This is a genomic window from Propionivibrio sp. (assembly GCF_049316945.1).
In the GTDB taxonomy this organism is placed as follows: domain Bacteria; phylum Pseudomonadota; class Gammaproteobacteria; order Burkholderiales; family Rhodocyclaceae; genus Propionivibrio.
Window position 1 is genome coordinate 1 of sequence record NZ_JBMOJE010000092.1, and the last position, 20,963, is coordinate 20,963.

The 20,963-nt window shown below is 59.1% G+C and carries 23 protein-coding genes and 1 pseudogene; 15 read left to right on the forward strand and 9 right to left on the reverse strand.

Annotation, left to right across the window (positions count from 1 at the left end; translation table 11 throughout):
• Positions 1-395 (forward strand): hypothetical protein (locus tag ACOYNV_RS18305; RefSeq protein WP_422901243.1); only part of this gene is annotated, 395 nt, incomplete at its 5' end.
• Here the strand turns inward: ACOYNV_RS18305 and ACOYNV_RS18310 are convergent.
• From ACOYNV_RS18310 to ACOYNV_RS18320, 3 genes are read right to left on the reverse strand one after another with little or no spacing between them, the layout of a single operon-like run.
• Positions 349-831 (reverse strand): type II toxin-antitoxin system VapC family toxin, encoded by a 483-nt coding sequence (locus tag ACOYNV_RS18310; RefSeq protein WP_422901244.1) that lies wholly within the window; start codon positions 829-831, stop codon positions 349-351. The two genes, ACOYNV_RS18305 and ACOYNV_RS18310, sit on opposite strands and share 47 nt — an antisense overlap.
• Before the next feature lie 37 nt (positions 832-868).
• Positions 869-1,297: a DUF1566 domain-containing protein gene (locus ACOYNV_RS18315; RefSeq protein ID WP_422901245.1), complete on the reverse strand. Its 429-nt coding sequence runs from the start codon at positions 1,295-1,297 to the stop codon at positions 869-871.
• Positions 1,294-1,680: a hypothetical protein gene (locus ACOYNV_RS18320; RefSeq protein ID WP_422901246.1), complete on the reverse strand. Its 387-nt coding sequence runs from the start codon at positions 1,678-1,680 to the stop codon at positions 1,294-1,296. Before ACOYNV_RS18320 ends, ACOYNV_RS18315 begins: the two co-directional genes overlap by 4 nt.
• A gap of 12 nt (positions 1,681-1,692) precedes the next feature.
• Here ACOYNV_RS18320 and ACOYNV_RS18325 point away from each other — a divergent pair, with 12 nt between their 5' ends.
• From ACOYNV_RS18325 to ACOYNV_RS18370, 10 genes are all read left to right on the forward strand, one after another.
• Complete coding sequence (locus ACOYNV_RS18325) at positions 1,693-2,376, forward strand: heavy metal response regulator transcription factor (protein ID WP_422901247.1); 684 nt, start codon at positions 1,693-1,695, stop codon at positions 2,374-2,376.
• Complete coding sequence (locus ACOYNV_RS18330) at positions 2,367-3,767, forward strand: heavy metal sensor histidine kinase (protein WP_422901248.1); 1,401 nt, start codon at positions 2,367-2,369, stop codon at positions 3,765-3,767. The genes ACOYNV_RS18325 and ACOYNV_RS18330 overlap by 10 nt, the downstream gene beginning before the upstream one ends.
• A gap of 192 nt (positions 3,768-3,959) precedes the next feature.
• The gene (gene tsaB, locus ACOYNV_RS18335) at positions 3,960-4,637 is read left to right on the forward strand and encodes a tRNA (adenosine(37)-N6)-threonylcarbamoyltransferase complex dimerization subunit type 1 TsaB (protein ID WP_422901249.1); all 678 of its coding nucleotides are present in this window, start codon (positions 3,960-3,962) and stop codon (positions 4,635-4,637) included.
• Entirely contained in the window at positions 4,638-5,114 is a 477-nt protein-coding gene (rimI, locus tag ACOYNV_RS18340; RefSeq protein ID WP_422901250.1) for a ribosomal protein S18-alanine N-acetyltransferase, read from the forward strand.
• On the forward strand, positions 5,111-5,899 hold the full coding sequence (locus tag ACOYNV_RS18345) for a uracil-DNA glycosylase (RefSeq protein ID WP_422901251.1): 789 nt from the start codon (positions 5,111-5,113) through the stop codon (positions 5,897-5,899). The genes rimI and ACOYNV_RS18345 overlap by 4 nt, the downstream gene beginning before the upstream one ends.
• Positions 5,900-6,160: 261 nt before the next feature.
• A complete protein-coding gene (locus ACOYNV_RS18350) occupies positions 6,161-6,535 on the forward strand; it encodes a c-type cytochrome (protein ID WP_422901252.1) in 375 nt (124 codons plus the stop codon).
• A gap of 25 nt (positions 6,536-6,560) precedes the next feature.
• Positions 6,561-6,761 (forward strand): DUF1289 domain-containing protein, encoded by a 201-nt coding sequence (locus ACOYNV_RS18355; protein ID WP_422901253.1) that lies wholly within the window; start codon positions 6,561-6,563, stop codon positions 6,759-6,761.
• A 398-nt stretch (positions 6,762-7,159) separates the two neighbouring features.
• The gene (locus ACOYNV_RS18360; protein WP_422901254.1) at positions 7,160-7,846 is read left to right on the forward strand and encodes a LemA family protein; all 687 of its coding nucleotides are present in this window, start codon (positions 7,160-7,162) and stop codon (positions 7,844-7,846) included.
• Between the two features lie 3 nt (positions 7,847-7,849).
• Complete coding sequence (locus tag ACOYNV_RS18365) at positions 7,850-8,713, forward strand: TPM domain-containing protein (RefSeq protein ID WP_422901255.1); 864 nt, start codon at positions 7,850-7,852, stop codon at positions 8,711-8,713.
• The gene (locus tag ACOYNV_RS18370; RefSeq protein WP_422901256.1) at positions 8,713-9,210 is read left to right on the forward strand and encodes a TPM domain-containing protein; all 498 of its coding nucleotides are present in this window, start codon (positions 8,713-8,715) and stop codon (positions 9,208-9,210) included. The genes ACOYNV_RS18365 and ACOYNV_RS18370 overlap by 1 nt, the downstream gene beginning before the upstream one ends.
• Before the next feature lie 11 nt (positions 9,211-9,221).
• On the opposite strand, the gene lplT is transcribed toward ACOYNV_RS18370, so the two are convergent.
• Positions 9,222-10,484, reverse strand: coding sequence for a lysophospholipid transporter LplT (gene lplT / locus ACOYNV_RS18375; protein ID WP_422901257.1), 1,263 nt, complete (start codon positions 10,482-10,484; stop codon positions 9,222-9,224).
• 174 nt (positions 10,485-10,658) lie between these two features.
• Between lplT and alr the strand changes: the two genes are divergently transcribed.
• The 4 genes from alr to ACOYNV_RS18395 are packed head-to-tail and all read left to right on the forward strand — an operon-like array spanning position 10,659 to position 16,520.
• On the forward strand, positions 10,659-11,753 hold the full coding sequence (gene alr / locus ACOYNV_RS18380; protein WP_422901258.1) for an alanine racemase: 1,095 nt from the start codon (positions 10,659-10,661) through the stop codon (positions 11,751-11,753).
• Positions 11,754-11,761: 8 nt separating this feature from the next.
• The gene (locus tag ACOYNV_RS18385; protein WP_422901259.1) at positions 11,762-12,619 is read left to right on the forward strand and encodes a hypothetical protein; all 858 of its coding nucleotides are present in this window, start codon (positions 11,762-11,764) and stop codon (positions 12,617-12,619) included.
• Positions 12,620-12,622: 3 nt separating this feature from the next.
• Positions 12,623-13,987, forward strand: coding sequence for a DNA repair protein RadA (radA, locus tag ACOYNV_RS18390; protein ID WP_422901260.1), 1,365 nt, complete (start codon positions 12,623-12,625; stop codon positions 13,985-13,987).
• A 1-nt stretch (position 13,988) separates the two neighbouring features.
• Positions 13,989-16,520, forward strand: a complete 2,532-nt coding sequence (locus ACOYNV_RS18395; protein WP_422901261.1) for an ABC transporter permease — start codon at positions 13,989-13,991, stop codon at positions 16,518-16,520.
• On the opposite strand, the gene prmB is transcribed toward ACOYNV_RS18395, so the two are convergent.
• The 5 genes and pseudogenes from prmB to ACOYNV_RS18420 form a co-directional block, all read right to left on the reverse strand.
• Positions 16,503-17,405, reverse strand: coding sequence for a 50S ribosomal protein L3 N(5)-glutamine methyltransferase (prmB, locus tag ACOYNV_RS18400; RefSeq protein ID WP_422901262.1), 903 nt, complete (start codon positions 17,403-17,405; stop codon positions 16,503-16,505). The genes ACOYNV_RS18395 and prmB overlap by 18 nt on opposite strands.
• Position 17,406: 1 nt before the next feature.
• On the reverse strand, positions 17,407-18,540 hold the full coding sequence (dapE, locus tag ACOYNV_RS18405; RefSeq protein ID WP_422901263.1) for a succinyl-diaminopimelate desuccinylase: 1,134 nt from the start codon (positions 18,538-18,540) through the stop codon (positions 17,407-17,409).
• Positions 18,530-19,723, reverse strand: coding sequence for a PilT/PilU family type 4a pilus ATPase (locus tag ACOYNV_RS18410; protein WP_422901264.1), 1,194 nt, complete (start codon positions 19,721-19,723; stop codon positions 18,530-18,532). The genes dapE and ACOYNV_RS18410 overlap by 11 nt, the downstream gene beginning before the upstream one ends.
• A 153-nt stretch (positions 19,724-19,876) precedes the next feature.
• Positions 19,877-20,698, reverse strand: a complete 822-nt coding sequence (dapD, locus tag ACOYNV_RS18415; RefSeq protein ID WP_422901265.1) for a 2,3,4,5-tetrahydropyridine-2,6-dicarboxylate N-succinyltransferase — start codon at positions 20,696-20,698, stop codon at positions 19,877-19,879.
• Between the two features lie 10 nt (positions 20,699-20,708).
• Positions 20,709-20,963 (reverse strand): annotated as a pseudogene (locus ACOYNV_RS18420) (hypothetical protein); the annotation flags it as partial.

Below are 20,963 nucleotides of genomic sequence, written 5' to 3' on the forward strand. Positions count from 1 at the left end.
ACAAAGTTACCAAGGTTGATGAACCATTTCATGCAAGTTTGCAGGAGGGACACGAAAATAGTGGTCTGACCCCGATCGATTATTCTGTTTTGCAACGCGAATTTATTTTAATTCCATTTAACAAATTCGACCCTGGCTCATTTATCACAAATTCAGCGGTGAGCGAAGCGAGTCCGCTGCAATGCAGAGTTGGGCGCAGGAAGTTCAGATGGAGGGGAAACAAAGGGATGGCCGGCGGCAATGTGCTCAGCTTCCGACCTTTTCAGGTCTGCATAAATCGCGCGCAGGTCATAACCAAACTTGGCGGCATGGGCATCACGAATGGCCCGCACTTCTTCGACGATTTCGTCATTCAGCATTTTCTTCTCCAAGAAGTTCTTCCGGTGTGCAAATAAATGGCAGAAACAAACCAATCTGTTCAAGGTACTCGGCAATGCCCCTTTGCATCTCCGGGTTTGCGATGTGCCGACAGTTCCATGTCAGCAGATAATCCACACCATTGACCGTGGCGACCGCAATGTGCAGCGCATCTTCCGCAGCCTTGACCGGGACAATTCCATGTTCCACCAACGACTCAGCGATATGCAGTGCCTGCTCGGTGATCAAGAGCAGGGGCACATCATTCAACACAGCCAGCCGTTTTCTGGCTGCATCCGGGTCACCAGCGCCACACTCGCGCAACACCGACTCTGACACCAACAGTTCGTACTGGCTGCGGGTTTCCCACCAGGCAAGAGTAATTTGCTGATGAGCCGCCCCGAGAATGGTCTTGCTGGGGCGAGATGTCAGGTAGCTGATGACGGAGGTTTCAACGTAGATTTTGCGCTTCATGAATTCAGCCTTAGTTCAGAAAACCGTGGTCTGTCCCCTATTTAATACAGGCGAAGGGAGAATAGCTAATGCTGGGCGTAGAAGACCAGAAAGATTGCTTAGCAGCCGGAAAAACCGACGGGTCTATATAGGGGTTTTTGCGGCTTTTGTCGATAATGCTGGCAAGTTCTAATTTATCCGGTACGCGCCAAGCGATGCCGGTGCGGCTGGATTCGGATTTTGCATGTTGCAAGGCTTGCTCGTAGTTAAACCTTCTAGCTTCCCCGGTACAGGTGCCGCCCTCGAATACCATGCCCTCGGCACAACGCCGCCAAATTAGCCCTGTATATAACTTCGTATTTTCGGTGACCTCGCTGCCATCGGTGGAAATCGTATAGGGCTGGGCTGATGCTGCGATAGGCAGAATGCCCATCAGCAAAATAAGATAAGCGGCGAGTTGCATGGATTTGTTAAATTTGTTAATCATTCCGTCGTCCAGTTTTGTAAATATTCGGGGGGCCACGATTGTACTGCTTCCTCACCGGCGCGAATCCGGGAATCGGAGGACGTAGAGAATTGCTTTTCTTTGACGATCATCGTGGATGGAATATCTTCTGCTAAATTGGGTATGCCAAATCGCTTGAGTCGAAGATTGTAGCCGCGCTGCGGGTGATGCCGGGATTTTTTTCTGGATGAATCGGTTTTCTGTTGCGCACCTTCAGGCGGATCAAGCACGTCGATGCACACGGTGGGGTTCCGCGTGCGCAAAGAAAAAAATTTGCGCACCCTACCGGGCTTGGCTGGACAAGGCGAAATCTTTTCCTGCAGCGTTTGAAAAGAAGGAGAATCCAGCTTCAGCAGTGACGCCACAAGGGAGAAACGATGAAGATTCTGGTGGTGGAAGACGAACCAAAGACCGGCGCCTACCTGAAGCAGGGGCTGGTCGAAGCAGGCTTCGTGGTCGATCTGGCGACAAATGGCCTGGACGGATTGCACCTGGCGTCTACCGAGTCCTTTGACCTTGCGATTCTCGATGTAATGCTCCCCGGTATCGATGGCTGGCAGGTCTTGCAGGGCATGCGCAGGGCCGGGAAGGAAATGCCGGTGCTGTTTCTGACTGCGCGGGATCAGGTCGAGGACCGGGTCAAAGGGCTGGAACTGGGTGCCGATGACTATCTGGTCAAGCCATTTGCCTTTTCGGAGTTGCTGGCCCGCGTCCGAACGCTGCTGCGCCGTGGTGGCAAGGTGAAGGATGCGGAGCATTTGCGGGTCGCTGATCTGGAACTTGATCTGCTGCGTCGTCGAGTGACACGTTCCGGCAAGCGCATCGACCTGACGGCCAAGGAATTCGTGTTGCTTGAGTTATTGCTGCGGCGTCAGGGCGAAGTGCTGCCGCGCTCGCTGATCGCTTCGCAAGTCTGGGACATGAACTTCGATAGCGATACCAATGTAATAGAAGTGGCTGTTCGGCGGTTGCGGGCGAAGGTCGACGATGACTTCGAGCCCAAGCTGATCCGTACCGTTCGCGGTATGGGCTACGTGCTGGAAGAACCGGCGTGCGATTGAATCAACGCGCCTCGATCACGCTGCGGCTGACCGTATTCTTCGCCTCGGCGTCGACGGTGGTGCTGCTCTTGCTCGGCTATCTGATTGCTGGCGCTGTCGAACAGCATTTTGTCGAGCAGGACATGGATGTCCTGACCGGCAAGCTGGATCTGACGCGGCACGCCCTGCTCAAGGTACGTTCGGATCAGGACCTGATCTCCATTCCCCAGCAACTGGACGATTCTCTGGTTGGGCGTCACGGTCTGGCGGTTGTCGTGGTGGCGCCGGACGGCCAGACCATGTTTGCCACCAGCGGCGCCGAGTTTCCGCAAGCGCTGCTGGAGCGGAAAATACAGGCTGATGCATTGCACCCGGTCGTCTGGAAAACCGCCCGGAACACCCCGTTTCGCGGTATTGCCACGCTTGCCGAAACGGGAATCAAGGATGCTTCACCGGCCATCGTGGCCGTGGCAACCGATATTTCGCATCACGAACACTTCATGAATTCCTTCCGGGTGACGCTTTGGTCATTCGTCATTGTGGCCGCTTTGCTCACCGGGTTTCTCGGCTGGGTCGCCGTCCGCCGCGGGCTGGCGCCATTGCAGGCGATACGCCAGAAGGCCGAAGGCATTACCGCGCACAAGCTCGATGCGCGCTTGACGCTCGATTGGGTGCCGGCCGAACTGGCCGATCTGGTGGATACGCTCAATGCCATGCTGTCCCGCCTTGAGGAGTCGTTCCGGCGCCTGTCGGATTTTTCTTCGGATCTGGCGCACGAACTGCGCACTCCGGTCAGCAACTTGCTGACGCAAACACAGGTCACGCTGTCAAGAACAAGAACGCCTGATGAATATCGGGACGTGCTGGTTTCCAACGTGGAAGAATTCGAGCGGCTTTCGCGCATGATCGCCGACATGCTCTTCATCGCCAAAGCCGACGAAGGACAGATCGTTCCCTCGCGCGAAAAGATGGAACTTGAGCAGGTCGCCGCGGATTTGATCGACTTCTATCGCTTGATTGCCGACGAGAAGGGTATCGCGCTGAGCAGTTCGGGCAACGGCCAGATCATGGGCGATTCGCTGATGATCCGGCGGGCGATCAGCAATCTGCTTTCGAACGCCATCCGGCATACGGAAAGCGGTGGCAGCGTCAGCGTCGCCATCGAGCCCTACGATGCCAGTCGTGTGAGTATCGTCGTGACCAATAGCGGAGCAACGATTCCGGCCATCCATTTGCCGCGCCTGTTCGACCGTTTTTATCGTGCCGACCCGTCACGGCATTGGGAGGGAACGCATTCTGGCTTGGGGCTAGCGATCGTGAAATCGATTGTTCAAGCGCACGGCGGTGAAGTCTCCGTGCAATCCGCGGCGGGAAATACCTCGTTTATCATGGTGATTCCGCGCGTCGATTGAAGCTAGTGAAGAAATCGCTTAAAACCTACCGCAGAGCCACAGAGGCGCTGAGGTTTCGCAGAGAAAACCTATTGCAGCAGGGCGTTCCCTCTGCGTTTTCTCTGCGCCTCTGTGACTCTGCGGTGGGTTCTGTATTCTGTCCTTCAGCGCACTCCTTCGTCGCGTGTGGTCAGGAAAGGTAGAATACGCCCCATGATTATTCTTGCCCTTGAAACCGCTACCGATCCCGGTTCCATCGCTCTCTGGCGCGATGGGGAGGTTGTTGCGCGAAGCTGTCCGGTCGGCCTTTCCAACTCCCAAACCCTGCTGCCCCTGGCCGAAGCGACCTTGCGTGAAGTCGGGCTGGGTTTTGCCGACCTCGAAGGAATCGCCTTCGGCACCGGCCCCGGCTCCTTTACCGGCCTGCGCGTCGCTTGCGGCGTAGCTCAAGGCCTGGCCGTCGCCCGTGACTTGCCGCTGCTCGGCATTGGAACGTTGGAGGCGATGGCGATGGCCAGTGGCGGCGAACGGGTTGTCGTGGTCATGGACGCGCGTATGGGGGAGGTTTATTACGGCCTTTTCGAACGTGGCGAGTTGCAGGGCGAGATCGGCGTTTATGCTCCGGATAGTGTGCCTTTGCCTGAATCCGGCGGCTGGCTGGCCTGCGGCAACGGCTTGGCCGCTTACCCGCTGTTGCGCGAACGGCTGTCGCCTTTTGTCGCCGCCTGGCAACCTGAATTGATGCCCTCGGCCGAAGCCGTTGCCCGGCTCGCCGCGCCGCGTCTTGAGCGTGGCGAACTGATTGATCCGGCTGATGCCGTGCCGCTCTATGTACGCAACAAGGTGGCAAAGACCGTGGCCGAGCGCCTGGCCATCGGCGGCAAGGCCTGAATGAACGCCTTGCTTGAACCGCACATTGAAATGCTACCGATGTGCCAGAGCGATCTCGACGAGGTGCTGACCATCGAGTACAGCGTCTGTCCTTTCCCCTGGAGCCGGGCCAATTTCGCCGATTCGATGGTTAGCGGCTACAGTTGCTGGGTGTGCCGCATGGATGGCGAACTGGTCGGTTATTTTGTGCTCATGCTGGCGGTCGATGATGCCCATCTGCTCACCATCAGCATTGCCGAAAAGCGCCAGAGAATGGGTTTGGGCGCCCGTTTGTTGCGTCAAGCCATGCGCGTTGGGCGTGACGGCGGGGCGAAGGCATTGCTGCTTGAAGTGCGTCCGTCGAACGAAAAGGGCCTGGCGATGTATCGCCATTTCGGCTTTCAGCAGATCGGCGTGCGCCGTGGCTACTACCCGGCTGAAAATGGCCGCGAGGATGCGCTGGTGCTGACGCACCCGTTGGCGGAGGTGACGGCATGAGCTTGACCCGGGATCAGATGCTGAACGAGATGGGGCTGTCGCCACAGTGGAAACTGCGCGAACAACCTGCGGTGGCGCGTGCTGCGAAGAAATCGCCTATGGTTGCCTCGATAGCGCCGCCCGATAGAACGCCGGTGGTCAAAACACTGGCGGTTGAAGCCATCGCTTCATCGGCTGCATCCGGAGCCGAGCGCGAGGAACAAATTGCGCAATTTGGCTGGGACCAATTACGCCAAAGCATTGCCGCGTGTCGCGCCTGCGGGCTTTGCGCCGAGCGCAAGCAGGCGGTGCCGGGCGTTGGCGACGAAAACGCCGACTGGCTGTTCATCGGCGAAGGGCCGGGCACCGATGAAGAGGTTCAGGGCGAGCCTTTTGTCGGCCCGGCCGGCAAACTGCTTGATGCGATGCTCGCCGCCATCGACCTCAAGCGCGGCGATGACGTCTATATCGCCAATGCCGTGAAATGCCGCCCGCCGGACAACCGTCCGCCGGAAGCCGCTGAAATGGCCGCTTGTGCGCCGTTTCTCAAACGTCAGATTGCCTTGATCCAGCCCCGCTTGATCGTCCTGCTCGGTCGTGCTGCCGCACATGCGCTGCTTGGCGAAGAGGGGTTACTCGCCAGCCTGCGTGGAAAGCCCTTCACCTACCGCGCTGGAGAGCGGGATATCCCGGTGGTCGTCACCTACCACCCGGCGTATCTGCTGAGAACCTTGCCCGACAAGTCCAAGGCCTGGGAAGACCTATGCCGCGCACGTGCGTTGATGCGTGTGGCAAAAGCCGATTAGTGATTCATGAAGAACCATTGTTTGTGATCACTTATGTTTTGCCTTTAAGAGACAGCCATGCGGCCTGCGAGGCAGGCAGGACGGGCGTCTTTAAATGGACATAAACCTCCCCGCTAGGTAAGCTGTGCTGCTTGCAGAAAACTGCCTTCGTGAACCTGATCGCGCAGACGGGGTGACTGGAAGAGGCAGAGTTTGGGTATGACCGGGGCTGTGGTTTGCCGCGCGTTTTTTGATCGCTTTTCCATGGAGATGATGATGCAAATGAATTTCAACGTCAGCTTGAGCGCACGGCATATCCTCATTGGCATCGCACTGATCCCCGCTCTCGTTTCTTTTCCCGCCCTGGCCAGCCCGTCTCCCCAGGTCTGCGATAGCCACGGTCTGGTGCGAGGCGCCGAGATCGCCATGGAGAACCTATGCTTCGGTTGTCATACCCTGAGCAGAGAGCGTATCGGCCCGCCTTACCAGAAAGTTGCGGCCAGGTACGGGCAAGATCCGAAGGAGGTGTCCGTTCTTGCCGCCAAGATCAAGAATGGTGGGAGCGGCGTCTGGGGTTCGGTAGTCATGCCGCCAAATCCGATCAGCACAGCAGAGGCCGAGGCTCTGGCGCGCTGGATTCTGTCCCTGGGACAATAGCACTCTGTCCCTCTTGGCATTAGCGGTGGCCTCGCCCTGCATCAACGTTTGCCGGATGGGCGACGTTAGCGGACTCTGTCTTGGCTGTTTTCGCACGCTTGATGAAATCTCGGGCTGGAATCTTGCGACTGAGGATGACAAATCAGCCATCTTTGCCGCCATCAACCGCCGTCGTGCCGAGCACGACCCCTGTGGCGAAGAATTTCGCGGGGATTGTGATCGATGAGTCTGTCTGAAAATCAGGCCGAGGAATAATGTTTCCCTGTCGGCATTGGCAGAGCGCCAGCGCAGGTGCCGATGGTGGCGAAGCACTACCTCCTCTGGAAGCCCCGTCGATTGGTCTTCTACAAGGTAACAGTCAGGACAGCCAATAAATACGCCACTGTTCAGGTTGATGTCGTGAAGATCGCCTACCCATAAGGCTTCCAGGCATGTTGAGTTGGCATCACTCTTGCTAAGTTCGACATGCACAAGACCTCATCGGATGATGCCCTGAGCAACGCCCATGTCTTGATTCAAGTAATGACAGTAACTGAACGCCTGCCGGGGCAAGCTGTCTTGTTAATTCCGATTACATCACCATTTACGCTTCACTTTGTCCATTCCTTCAAGGAGGAAACTGTCATGCGCATCAGAATTCTTGCGGTACTCGCGGTGTTTGTCAGCCTGCTTTCCGGCTGTGGTTACAACACCTTTCAGACCGGTGACGAGGCGGTCAAATCGGCGTGGTCGGAAGTTGTCAACCAGTACCAGCGGCGTGCCGATCTGGTGCCCAATCTGGTCAGTACCGTGCAGGGCTACGCCAGCCATGAGAAAGACGTTCTGACGCAGGTTACCCAGGCGCGCGCTCAGGTTGGCGGCATTCAGGCCACTCCGGAGCTGATCAACAACCCGGAAGCCTTTGCCAAGTTCCAGCAGGCTCAGGCCGGCCTTTCCAGCGCATTGTCCCGCTTGCTGGTGGTAGCCGAAAACTACCCGAACCTGAAGGCCGATGCTTCCTTCCGCGATTTGCAGGCGCAACTGGAAGGCACCGAAAACCGCATCACCGTGGCCCGCAATCGCTACATCAAGTCGGTTGAAGCCTACAACGTCTCGGTGCGCACCTTCCCGAACAATCTGACGGCGATGGTCTTCGGCTATCAGGTCAAGCCCAACTTCAGCGTCGAAAACGAGAAGGCCATTTCGGTTGCACCGAAGGTCGACTTCTCGGCGCCTGCCCAGCAGAAAGCGGCTCCAGTGCCCGTGCCTGCCACTGCACCTTCCACCGCTCCGGCAGGCGGCGCCAAGGGTACGCAATCGGGCGGTTACTGATCCATGCTCCTGACCGGCATCCGGCAATCTGGCCGGCTGGCGGCGCTGCTCCTGTTCTTCGTGGCAGGGCTGGCCGCTGCCCAGGCAATTCTGCCGGTTCCACCGCTGGCCGGGCGGGTGACTGACCTTACGGCGACACTTTCGACGGATCAACGCAGCCGGCTGGAAGCCAGACTCGCTGCTTTCGAGGCCCGGAAAGGTTCTCAGATCGCGCTGCTGATCGTGCCGACGGTCAAGCCGGAGACGGTAAGCGAGTATGCGCTGCGTGTCGTCGAGTCGTGGAAACTCGGGCGCAAGGGCGTCGACGATGGCGCCTTGCTGCTGATCGCCAAAGACGACAAGAAGCTGCGGATCGAAGTCGGCTACGGGCTGGAGGGGGCGCTTAACGATGCCACGGCCAAGCGCATCATCAGCGAGACAATCAGCCCGCGCTTCAAACAGGGTGATTTCTACGGCGGGATTGATGCCGGGCTGGAGGCGATGATCAAGGTGATCGGCGGCGAGTCGCTGCCGGAGCCGAAGCAGGCGAGCCGTCCGGCGGGTGGTGAAGGTGGCTTTGATTCGCTGCTTTTCATCGGCTTCATTCTGATTTTCGTGGTTGGCGGCATTCTGCGCGCCATCTTTGGCCGTTTTCTGGCCGCTGGAATCATCGGCGGCGTGGCCGGTATTGTCGCTTCGCTGATGCTTTCCTCATTGCTGATCGCCATCGTTGTCGGTGTCGTCGCCTTCATTGCCTCGCTCTTTATCGGTATCGGTGGCGGCATGGGGGGCGGCGGCTCGTCCTGGGGTGGCGGTTCGGGCGGCGGTGGCGGATTTTCCGGCGGTGGTGGAAGCTTTGGTGGCGGCGGCGCCTCGGGAGATTGGTGATGCGACCAGCGAGACTCTTGCGACATCTGGTGTTGCCCGACTGGTGGGTGTTGCGCGCCTTTCCGAAATCGACACTGCGAACGATCGAAAAGGCCATCACCACTTCCGAAAGCACCCATCTGGGCGAATTGCGCTTTGTTGTCGAAGCCAGCCTGCCGATGCATTCACTGTTGCGCGATCAATCTTCCCGGGCGCGTGCCATCGAGTTGTTCTCGCAGCTTGGGGTCTGGGATACCGAGCACAACAGCGGCGTGCTGATCTACGTTCAGTTGATCGACCGCCGTGTCGAAATTGTTGCCGATCGCGGTATCGACGCCAAGGTGGGCAAGACGTTCTGGCGTGCTGCCTGTCGCCGCATGGAGGCCGCATTTCGGGAAGGGCAGTTTGAAAAGGGGACGCTGCTTGCTTTGAATGAGATCACTGCGGCGCTTGCCGAGCATTTCCCGGCGTCCGGCAAAAATCCCGACGAACTGCCCAACGCGCCTCTGGTTCTCTGATTTGCCTCTATTCAGTGCGAACTGTCGTCGAGGTGAATCACGTCATCGTGTTCGCGCTGGTTGGCCTCGTGGCGACGCTTGACGAGCAACATGCTGGCGCTGACGAAGAGACCGAAGAGGGTGATCACCCCGTAGATTGAGAAGTCGATCTTGATCATCAGGTAATAGAGACCGGTCATCATCAGGATTGACAGGTTTTCGTTGAAGTTCTGCACGGCGATTGAATGACCGGCACCCATCAGGATGTGCCCACGGTGCTGAAGCAGCGCGTTCATCGGCACGACAAAGTAGCCGGAGAGGGCGCCGATGATGATCAGCAGCGGAACGGCTAGCCAAACATGCTGGACGAAATTCATGACCAGCACGATGATGCCCATGGCGATACCCAAGGGGATGACCCTGAGCGACTTGCGCAACGTGATCATCCTGGCCGCACCGGCGGCGCCCAGCGCCACGCCCAGCGCAACAACCCCCTGCAGCATGCTCGACTTGGACAGGTCGAGATGGAGCGCCACTTCCGCCCATTTGATCACGATGAACTGCAAGGTGGCGCCGGCGCCCCAGAAGAGGGTGGTCACCGCCAGCGAGATCTGCCCGAGGCGGTCGCGCCAGAGCAGCATCAGGCAGTGGTTGAATTCGCGAATCAGGTACCAGGGGTTCTTGTGCAGCGCCCGGTGATCAACGCCGGTATCCGGTATGTAAAGGTTGAAAATCGAAGCCAGTATATAAAAGACAGCGACGAAGCAGATCGCCATTTCGCTGACCGTGTCCACTCCGGTTTCAATCACCGGGAAGTCGAAGGAAAGCAGACTGTAGGCGATTGCCGGCTGGATCAGCGCGCCGCCGATGACGACGCCCAGAATGATGGCCACGACAGTCAGCCCTTCGATCCAGCCATTGGCGACGACAAGCAGGCGATGCGGCAGGTATTCGGTCAGGATGCCGTATTTGGCCGGTGAATAGGCGGCGGCGCCGAGACCGACGACGGCGTAGGCCAGCAGCGGATGCACGGAAAAAAACATCATGCTGCAGCCGACGATCTTGATCGAGTTGCTGATGAACATCACCCGCCATTTGGGCATCGAGTCGGCAAAAGCCCCGACAAAGGCGGCCAGGGCAACGTAGGAGACGGTAAAGAAGGTTTTCAGCAGCGGCTCATAGGACGCAGGCGCCTGCATTTCACGCAGGGCGGCAATGGCGATGATAAGCAGCGCATTGTCGGCCAGTGCCGAGAAAAACTGCGCGGCCATGATGATGTAGAAGCCAAAAGGCATTGGGGAAATCAGACACCGCTCTGTTGAAGAGGCGGATTTATACCATGAAAGCCCGGAAGTTGTTAGCAAGGCAGATCCGCTTTTTTCTCAGGATCGCTTTGCTGTCTTGTGTTGAAGCACAATGCGGTCGATACTCTCAAACCGATAGAAAACAGCCAGGGAATCATTCGTCCTATGCCGCGTCCGATTCAAGCCCGCATTGACCTTGCGGCGTTGCGTCACAATTACCAGGTCGCCAAAAAACATGTTGTCGGCCAGGGCAAGCCCGCCAAGGCGTGGGCTGTCATCAAAGCCGATGCCTATGGTCATGGCCTGCTGCGCGCCGCCAAGGCGCTGGGCGATATTGCCGACGGTTTTGCCATGCTCGATCTGACCGACGCAGTGGCCTTGCGCGATGAAGGGTATCGCCAGCCAATCCTGCTGCTGGAGGGAGTTTTCGAGCCCGACGATCTGACCGTTTGCGCCGAATACGGGCTGATCCCGAGCATTCATCGCATCGAACAATTGAAGATGCTCCGCGAGGCCGCCTTGCCGGTGCGTCTGCCGATCTACCTCAAACTCAACACCGGCATGAACCGTCTTGGCTTCACCCCGGATCAGATGACGGCCGTGAAACACGAACTGGCGCTTTCCCCGGCCATAGGCGCCGTGACGCTGATGACGCACTTTGCCGAAGCCGATGGAGGGCGAGGCATCGCCTGGCAACTCGAACGTTTCGCGGCCGTGCAGGAAGACTGGCTCGGTGCCTCATTGCTTGCCGTCTCGATGGCCAATTCAGCCGCCATCCTGCGTTACCCGCAGACGGCGCACGACTGGGTGCGGCCGGGCATCATGCTCTATGGCGGCAGCCCCTTTGCCGACGCCAGCGCTGCCAGCTTTGATCTGAAACCGGTAATGACGCTGCACAGCCGCATTCTCGCCGTGCAGGATATCGTGGCCGGTGAACGGGTCGGTTACGGCGGCACTTTCGAAGCCACGCAGTCAACCCGCGTCGGTATCGTCGCCTGCGGCTACGCCGACGGCTATCCCCGCCATGCCCCGAGCGGCACCCCCATTCTTGTTGGCGGACGGCGCACCCAAACGCTGGGTCGGGTGTCGATGGACATGCTGGCCTGCGATCTGACCAATCTGCCGGAAGTCGGTGTCGACAGCCCGGTCGTGCTGTGGGGTGAAGGGTTGCCGGCCGACGAGGTCGCTGCTGCTGCCGGGACCATCAGCTATGAGCTGTTTTGTGCGCTGGCACAGCGCGTGCCGGTGGTCGAGGTCTGAATCCCGTCATGCCAGTCCGCAAAAGCCGGGGGCACAAGTCCAAGGGAATCGAGAGCGAGGAGACGTCGAAGAAACGTTTGGCTGGCTGGCTTGTCCAGCGCTTTTTCGTTCGCTTCCATATTTCCCTTATTCTGGCCTTCGCAGTGGGTGTCGGCCTGCTCGCGACGCGTGGACTCTTTTCCTTGGGACTTGAAACGATGCACTGGCGCTGGCCGCTGGCCATGCTTGCCGCTTACGCCGCGTTTCTGCTCGGTGTCAGGCTGTGGCTAGCCTATGTCGGACTCGGGCGCTATCTGGAGCGTGAGGAGGAACCCGCTATTGACGTGCACGACCTCGGTTTTTCCGGTTCCGGGGGAGATTCTGGCGGGGTTCCGTGTTTCGGCGATGGTAGCCGCCTGGTTCTGGATGAAGTGGGCGGTGGCGGAAGTTTTGGCGGGGGCGGGGCGTCCGGCGATTTCTCCGACCTTGCGGGCAGCGACTTGGGTAACTTGTCGGATAGTGGGTCTGGCATCTCGCTGCCGGACATCGATCTGGATGTTGGTGGTGCAGATGAAGGCTGTCTTCCAGTCGTTATTCTTGTGCTTGTGCTGGCCTTGCTCGCGGTTGTTCTTGGCGTGGGTTTTTATATCGTCTGGCAGGCACCCTTCATGCTCGCCGAAGTGGCATTCGAGGCGGCCATGGCCGCTGGCCTGATCCGTTCGGCGCGCAAAGTGGATGATCCTGGGTGGATCGGCGGTGCCTTGAGCGCCAGTTGGAAGCCCTTTTTGTTGATCTTCCTGTTTTCCTTGATCGTAGCGGCTCTGGCCGAGAAATTTGCGCCGCAAGCGCGTACCCTGCCACAGATAATCCAGCAGTTGAGACAATAGAATATGGCCAAGGCAAAAACCATTTACTCCTGCACCGAATGCGGTGCCAGTGTTCCCAAGTGGCAAGGGCAGTGCCCCGGTTGCGCAGTCTGGAACACCCTGGTCGAAACGATTGCCGAAAGCGATCCGGCCAACAACAGCCGATTCGCCGCTCTGGGCGGAACGTCCCGGCTGCAGACGCTTTCGGAGATCGAGGCGCGCGAGGAGGACAGGTTGCCGACCGGCATCGGCGAGTTTGACCGGGCACTGGGCGGTGGGTTGGTGGCTGGCGGTGTCGTGCTTTTGGGCGGCGACCCTGGAATCGGCAAAAGTACCTTGCTGCTGCAGGCGTTAGCCGAACTTTCTACGACGCAGCACGTGCTGTATGTGAGCGGTGAGGAATCCGGTCAGCAGATCGCCATGCGCGCCCGTCGACTGTCGCTCGACACCAAGAAACTCAAGTTTCTGGCCGAGATCAATCTTGAAAAGATCCTGGCCACGTTGCAGACGGAAAAACCCAAAGTGGCGGTCATCGATTCGATCCAGACCCTGTGGTCGGATCAGCTCAGTTCGGCGCCCGGCTCGGTGGCTCAGGTGCGCGAGTGCGCGGCGCAACTGACGCGACTGGCCAAGCAGACTGAAATCACCGTCATCCTGGTCGGCCACGTGACCAAGGAAGGTGCCCTGGCCGGGCCGCGCGTGCTGGAGCACATCGTCGATACCGTCCTCTATTTCGAGGGCGACACGCATTCCAGTTTCCGCTTGATTCGCGCGGTGAAAAACCGCTACGGCGCGGTCAATGAAATCGGTGTTTTTGCCATGACCGACAGGGGGCTGAAAGGGGTCAGCAACCCCTCGGCACTGTTTCTCTCGCAGCACGGGCAGGAAGTGCCCGGTTCCTGCGTGCTGGTCACCCAGGAGGGAACGCGGCCGTTGCTGGTTGAAATCCAGGCGCTGGTCGATCAGTCGCACGGCAACCCGCGACGCCTCACGGTCGGCCTCGATGCGCAACGACTGGCCATGCTGCTGGCCGTTTTGCATCGCCACGCGGGCATCGTCTGCTTCGATCAGGATGTTTTCGTGAATGCTGTCGGCGGGGTCAAGATCGTCGAGCCTGCAGCCGATCTTTCAGTATTGTTGGCGATTGTATCTTCATTAAAAAACAAACCATTACCGCAGAAACTTATAGTGTTTGGTGAAGTTGGATTGGCCGGTGAAATCCGCCCCGCACCGCGTGGTCAGGAGCGACTCAAGGAAGCCGCCAAGCTCGGTTTTACGCGGGCAATGATCCCGGAAGCCAACAAGCCAAAACACCCGATTGCCGGAATCGAGGTGATCGCCGTACGCCGGGTGGAAGAGGCCGTGGATCGCCTGCGCGAACTTGATTGAGATGAGTTATTTCTCTTTTGCCCTGCGCATGCTGCGCCGCGACGCGCGCGCCGGCGAACTTCGCCTGCTGGTCGCCGCGCTGGTGGTGGCGGTGGCTGCGCTGACCGCCGTTGGATTTTTTGCCGACCGGGTGCGGCAGGCGCTGGAGCGCGAAGCCAATCAACTGCTCGGCGCCGATCTGCTGCTGACGGCCGACCATGCCTGGCCGCCAAGCATGGAGAAGGATGCGCGCGAACGGGGTCTGGCGCTCGTAGAAACGCGCACCTTCCCGAGCATGGTCACGCTCGGGCAGGGTGATGGCTTGCGCGCCCAGTTGGCCGAAATCAAGGCCGTTTCCACCGGCTACCCGTTACGCGGCAGCCTGCGCACCGCACCGGAACTCAATGCACCGGACTCGGCGGCCAACGGCATTCCGGAACCGGGGATGATCTGGATCGACGAACGGCTGGCCTCGGCGCTTTCGGCCAGGGTGGGCGATGCCATCTCGGTCGGGCGACAGTCATTGCGTGTGGGAGCCGTGCTGACGCTGGAGCCGGATCGTGGCGTCAATTTTTTCAGCGTGGCGCCACGTCTGTTGATGAATATTGCCGATCTGGAGGCGACTAAACTGGTCCAGCCGGGCAGCCGGATTGCCTACCGTCTGTTGCTCGCCGGCGAGGCGAAGTCGGTGAGTGCCTTTCGCGATCGAGTGGAGAAATCGCTGGCGCGGGGCGAGCGCATCGAGGACGCCCAGAATGCCCGCCCGGAAATCCGCGCGGCACTCGATCGGGCGCAGAAATTTCTTGGCCTGTCGGCCCTGTTGTCCGTGGTGCTGGCCGCTGTCGCCGTCGCTCTGGCGGCACGTCGTTACATGCAGCGGCATCTGGACCCGTGTGCAGTGATGCGCTGTCTGGGTGCGACGCAAGGCTTTCTGCTGAGCGTTTTTCTCAGTCAGTTCGCGCTGCTTGGCCTGCTGTCCGCCGTGCTGGGCTGTGTCATCGGGTATTTTGCTCATTTCGCGCTTTATGCCTGGCTCGCCCAATTGCTGGCCAAGCCTTTGCCGCCACCCACCCTGTTGCCGGCGCTGCAAGGCAGTGTCATCGGCGTGCTGCTGCTTTTCGGGTTTTCCCTGCCGCCGCTTCTCCAGCTCAAGCGCGTGTCGACGTTGCGCGTGCTGCGTCGCGAGTTTTCCTCAGGTGCCATGCCGCCCTCGCAGTTGATCAGTGGCTATGCGCTGGGCCTGGCGGCGCTGGCAGGCTTGATGTTCTGGGTGGCCGGAGAAATCCGTCTGGGTGCCTACGTGGTGGGCGGTTTTTCAGCGGCCATGCTGCTTTTTGCGCTGGTGGCACGCTTGGCGATTCGACTGGCGGCGCTGGTGCGTGGCGGTGCGCGTTCGCGAACGGGGCAGGGCGGCATCGGCTGGCGCTACGGCCTGGCCAGTCTTGAGCGACGGTCGGCGGCCAGCGTCGTACAGATCGTTGCCCTGGCCTTGGGGTTCATGGCGCTGCTGTTGCTGACGGTAACGCGCAACGATCTGCTCGATGCCTGGCGTCGGGCCATCCCGCCCGAGGCGCCGAACCGCTTTGTCGTGAATATCCAGCCGGACCAGCTTGATAGCGTACGCCGGGCCTTTGCCGACAATAGTTTGAAAGCGGAGTTTGCGCCGATGGTGCGCGGGCGTCTGGCCAAGGTGAATGGGGTCGAAATCAGCCCGGCAAGCTATGAGGATGACCGCGCCAAGCGTCTGATCGACCGCGAGTTCAATCTCTCCTACCGGATGGATCTGCCGGAGGGCAATGCAGTGACGGCGGGGCGCTGGTTTGCGTCCTCCGAGCGCGACCAGGGGCTGGCCTCGGTTGAGGACGGGCTGGCCAAAACGCTCGGCCTGAAAATCGGCGATCAACTGGAGTTTGTCATCGGTGGCGAAAAGGTCGCGATGCAGGTGCTCGGCCTGCGCAAGCTGAACTGGGATTCGATGCGCGTCAATTTCTTTGTGCTGACCCCGCCCACTGTGCTGGAACCGTATTCGGCAAGCTGGATCACGAGTTTTTACCTGGCGCCCGACAAGTCCGATTTCGTGAATCGACTGATTCGCGAATTTCCGAACCTGACGGTGGTCGATGTCGCGGCGATCGTGCGCCAGTTGCAGTCAATCATGGATCAGGTGGCGCAGGCCGTTCAGTTCGTATTTCTGTTCACGCTGGTCGCGGGAATCATTGTGCTCTATGCCGCGCTGGCTTCCGCAGCCGAAGAGCGGCGCTACGAACTGGCCGTGATGCGCGCACTGGGCGCTCGGCGAGAACAGTTGCGACGCGCCTTGCTTGCAGAATTTGCCACCATTGGTGGCCTGGCCGGCCTGATTGCCTCCCTGGGTGCCATCGCGGTAGGTCAGATGCTGGCACACCAGGCTTTTCAATTCGAGGTGGCCATCAACTTCTGGCTGCCGCTGGCGGCGATGCTCGGAGGTGCCGCCCTAGTGACCGGCGCCGGCTGGTTTGCGGCAGCGCGCTTGATGGATTCGCCGCCGCTGGAGGCGTTACGTTCTGGCGGGTAGATCCTTGCACCGCAACAGGAATACGTGCCGATCTCCGGCGCTGGTGTCGAGCCAGGTGAACAAGGTTTCCGGGAATGCCATTTCCAGTTCATCCCGGTTGTGTCCGATTTCGACGACCAGCAGGCCGTCCGGATTGAGGTGATTGGCTGCTTCCTTGAGAATGATGCGCACCAAATCCAGACCGTCTTCGCCGCTGGCCAGCGCCATTTCCGGCTCGCGGCGGTATTCCTCCGGCAGGGCGGCCATCGACTCGGCATTGACGTAGGGTGGGTTGGAAATGATCAGATCGTAGCGTTGCCCTTGAATTCCAGCAAATGCGTCGGATTCGACGAGCCTGAGACGCGCCCCGAGTTCGTAGTCATCGACATTACGTCTGGCCACCGCGAGCGCATCCGTAGACAAATCCACGGCGTCGATCTTCGATTCGGGAAAAGCGTGTGCGGCAAGTATGGCCAGGCAGCCGGAGCCGGTGCAAAGATCCAGTACGCTGCTCACCGCCCACGGATCAACCACCCACGGGCTCAGTTGTTCACGCAGCAACTCGGCGATGTGGGAGCGCGGAACAATCACCCGCTCATCGACATAAAAACGGTAATCGCCGAGCCAGGCTTCGTTAGTCAGGTAGGCGGCTGGCAGGCGTCCGTTGATTCGGCGCTCGATCACTTTCAATACCTCGGCGCGTTCGTCGCTGGTCAGCCGGGCGTCGATGTAGGTATCCAGGTCATCGGGCGGCAGGTGCAGGGTATGCAACAGCAGGTAGGCGGCTTCGTCCCAGGCGTTATCGGTGCCGTGACCAAAAAACAGGTCGGCCTGGTTGAAGCGGCTGACGGCAAAACGCATCAGGTCGCGCAGTGTCAATAGTTCTTTTTGAGCTTGATCGAACATGTCAGTCCAGGAGTTGGTCGAGAATACGGCGATAGATGGCAGAAAGTTGCGGCAGGGCAGCGATTTCAACACACTCGTCGAGCTTGTGGATGCTGGCGTTGACCGGTCCGATTTCGATGACCTGCGGGCAGATGTCGGCGATGAAGCGGCCATCCGAGGTGCCGCCGCTGGTCGATAGCTCGGCGTCAATGCCCATTTCCTCGCGGATTGCCGCGAGGGAGGCGTCAATCAGTGCGCCATTGCCGGTCTGGAAGGGCTTGGCGCCGAGGATCCAGGCGATGTCGTAGTTCAGGCCATGGCGCTCAAGAATTTCACCGATCTTCGACTTCAATCTTTCCGGCGTGCTGGCTGTGGCGAAGCGGAAATTGAACAGGATATCGACGTGGCCCGGAATGACATTATTGACGCCGGTGCCGCCGTGGATGTTGGAAATTTGCCAGGTCGTCGGCGGGAAAAATTCGTTACCCTGATCCCATACACTATTGGCGAGTTCGGCAATGGCCGGCGCGGCCAGGTGGATCGGGTTTATTGCCAGATGCGGGTAGGCAATGTGGCCTTGCACACCCTTGACCGTAAGTTTGCCGGACAGCGAGCCGCGACGGCCATTCTTGATGGTGTCGCCGAGTTGGCTGACTGCCGTCGGTTCGCCGATGACGCAATAGTCGATCGTTTCGTTACGCGCCGCGAGCGCTTCGGTAACGGCAATCGTACCGTCCACCGCATCGCCTTCCTCATCGGAAGTAAGCAGGAAAGCGATAGAGCCGCCGTGTTGCGGACGATCCGCAACAAAGGCTTCGGTTGCCGTAACAAAGGCGGCCAGCGAACTCTTCATGTCCGCCGCGCCACGTCCGTAGAGCCGACCGTTGCGCCGGGTTGGCTGGAAAGGGTCGCTCTGCCACTGATCGAGTGGTCCGCTCGGCACAACGTCGGTATGCCCGGCAAAGCAGAACAGGGGGCTGGTCAAACCGCGCCGTGCCCACAGGTTGGTGACGCCGCCACGATTGAGGTATTCGCAGGTGAAGCCGATACGCTGCAGGCGCTCACCGATGATGGACATGCAGCCGCCATCTTCGGGGGTGACGGAACGACAGCTTATCAGTTGCTCGGCGAGGCTGAGTGTTGCATCACTGGGCATCTTGTTTTTCTTCTGTGTCGTTAAGGCTGAGCGTGAATTCCTTGAAAGAAGTGCCGCTGTCGTTGGTCTCCGAGAAGTCGAGGGGCGTTTCGATGCGCAACTCTTCACTCTGCGGGCTGTTGGAAATTTCTGAATTGTTGATCAGCCAGGAGAGGTTGGTTGGCGAATCGGCATTGCTCAGCGCTTCGTCGAGCGTGATGATGCCTTTCCGATAAAGGCGGAAAAGATCCTGTTCGAAGGTTTGCGATCCAGGGGCGAGGCTCTGTTCCATGGCCTCCTTGACGGCCAGCACTTCGCCGCGTTCGATCAATTCCTGAACATGGCGGGTATTGAGCAGGACTTCAGCGGCCGGTGTTCGCTTGCCGTCGGGTTTCTTGACCAGTCGCTGGGAAACGATGGCCTTAAGACTGGCTGAAAGGTCAAGGTAAAGCGAAGTGCGGGTGTCCAGCGGGAAGAAGTTGATCACCCGGTTCAGTGCGTGATAGCTGTTGTTGGCGTGCAGCGTGGCGAGGCATAAATGACCGGTCTGGGCGTAGGCGATGGCCGCCTGCATGGTTTCCTTATCGCGGATTTCGCCGATCAGGATGCAGTCGGGCGCCTGGCGCATGGCGTTTTTCAACGCTGGTTCCCAGCCCAAGGTATCCATGCCCAATTCGCGCTGGTTGACGATGGATTTCTTGTGCCTGAAGAGGAATTCGATGGGGTCTTCGATGGTCAGGATGTGCCCGCTGCGATTGGCGTTGCGGTAATCGAGCATGGACGCGATGGTCGTCGACTTGCCGGAGCCGGTTGCGCCGACAATCAGGATCAGGCCGCGCTTTTCCATGATCAGATCGGCAAGCACCGGAGGCAGCATCAGGGTGTCGAGCGCCGGGATATTGCCGAGGATATAGCGCACCACAATCGAGATCGAGGTCCGCTGTCGGAAGATGTTGATGCGGAAATTGCCGACGTTGGGAACGCCGAAGGAGAGGTTCATCTCCATCGTTGCTTCGAAGATCCTGAGCTGATCCGGCGACATCAGTTCAAAGGCGATTTTTTCGATCATCGCCGGATCCATGGTTTGCTGATTGACCGGGACCGCATTACCCTGGATCTTGATGTGAATAGGAACGCCGGCGGAGATGAAAATATCCGAAGCCTGCTTTTCAGCCATCAACTGGAAAAGTTTGTCCAGAATCATGTGGCCTCCGCCAAGTTAAGTGAAAGTCGCGTAAGCGACTCTTGAACCTCCCCTCGCCCTAAGGGAGAGGGGTCGGGGGTGAGGGAAACGGGCTTGGCATTCATCGGCTGGAATGCCTCAAATCATGCCCGTTCAAATTAGATGAAAAGAGAATCAGTCGCCGCGCAGCAGGTCGTTGATGCTGGTCTTGGCGCGAGTTTTGGCGTCGACCTTCTTGACGATCACTGCGCAGTAGAGACTGTAGCTGCCGTCTTTCGAAGGCAGGTTGCCGGAAACGACGACCGATCCCGGCGGGATACGTCCGTAACTGACTTCGCCGGTTTCGCGGTCGAAGATCTTGGTCGACTGGCCGATATAGACGCCCATCGAGAGCACCGATCCGGCGCCGACGATGACGCCTTCAACCACTTCCGAACGGGCACCGATGAAGCAGTTGTCTTCGATGATGGTCGGATTCGCCTGTAGCGGCTCAAGAACACCGCCAATGCCGACGCCGCCGGAGAGGTGAACATTCTTGCCGATTTGCGCGCAGGAGCCAACGGCGGCCCAGGTGTCGACCATCGTGCCTTCATCGACGTAGGCGCCGATATTGACGAAGGAGGGCATCAGCACCACATTTTTTGCCAGATAGCAGCCGCGACGCGCGCCAGCCGGCGGTACAACGCGGATTCCCGAACGGGCGAATTTTTCGGTGTCGTAGTTGGCAAATTTGGTCTGGACCTTGTCGAAGTAACGCATCGCGCCACCGTCGAGCAGTTGGTTGTCTTCGAGGCGGAAGGAAAGCAGCACGGCCTTCTTCAGCCACTGGTGGGTGATCCATTCACCATCGATTTTCTCGGCAACGCGCAGGCGACCTTCATCGAGTTCGGTGAGCACGGCGTTGACGGCTTCACCTATCCTGGCGGGGGCGCTGCCGGGTTGCAATGAAGCCCGGTTTTCCCAGGCGTCTTCGATGATCTGCTGAAATTGCTGCATGGTGTATTTCCTAAAGTTTTGCAACGAACTGTTGAATGCGATCTGCGGCTTCAAGACATTCGGCGAGCGGTGCGACCAGTGCGATGCGCACAAAGCCGGCTCCGGGATTGACGCCGTTGGCCTCGCGGGCGAGAAAGCTGCCCGGCAGGACGACCACATTATAGTCGGCGACCAGGGCGCGGGCGAATTCAGTATCTGACACCGGGGAATGGTGATCAACCCGGTGATCAACCCGGTGATCAACCCGGTGATCAACCCGGTGATC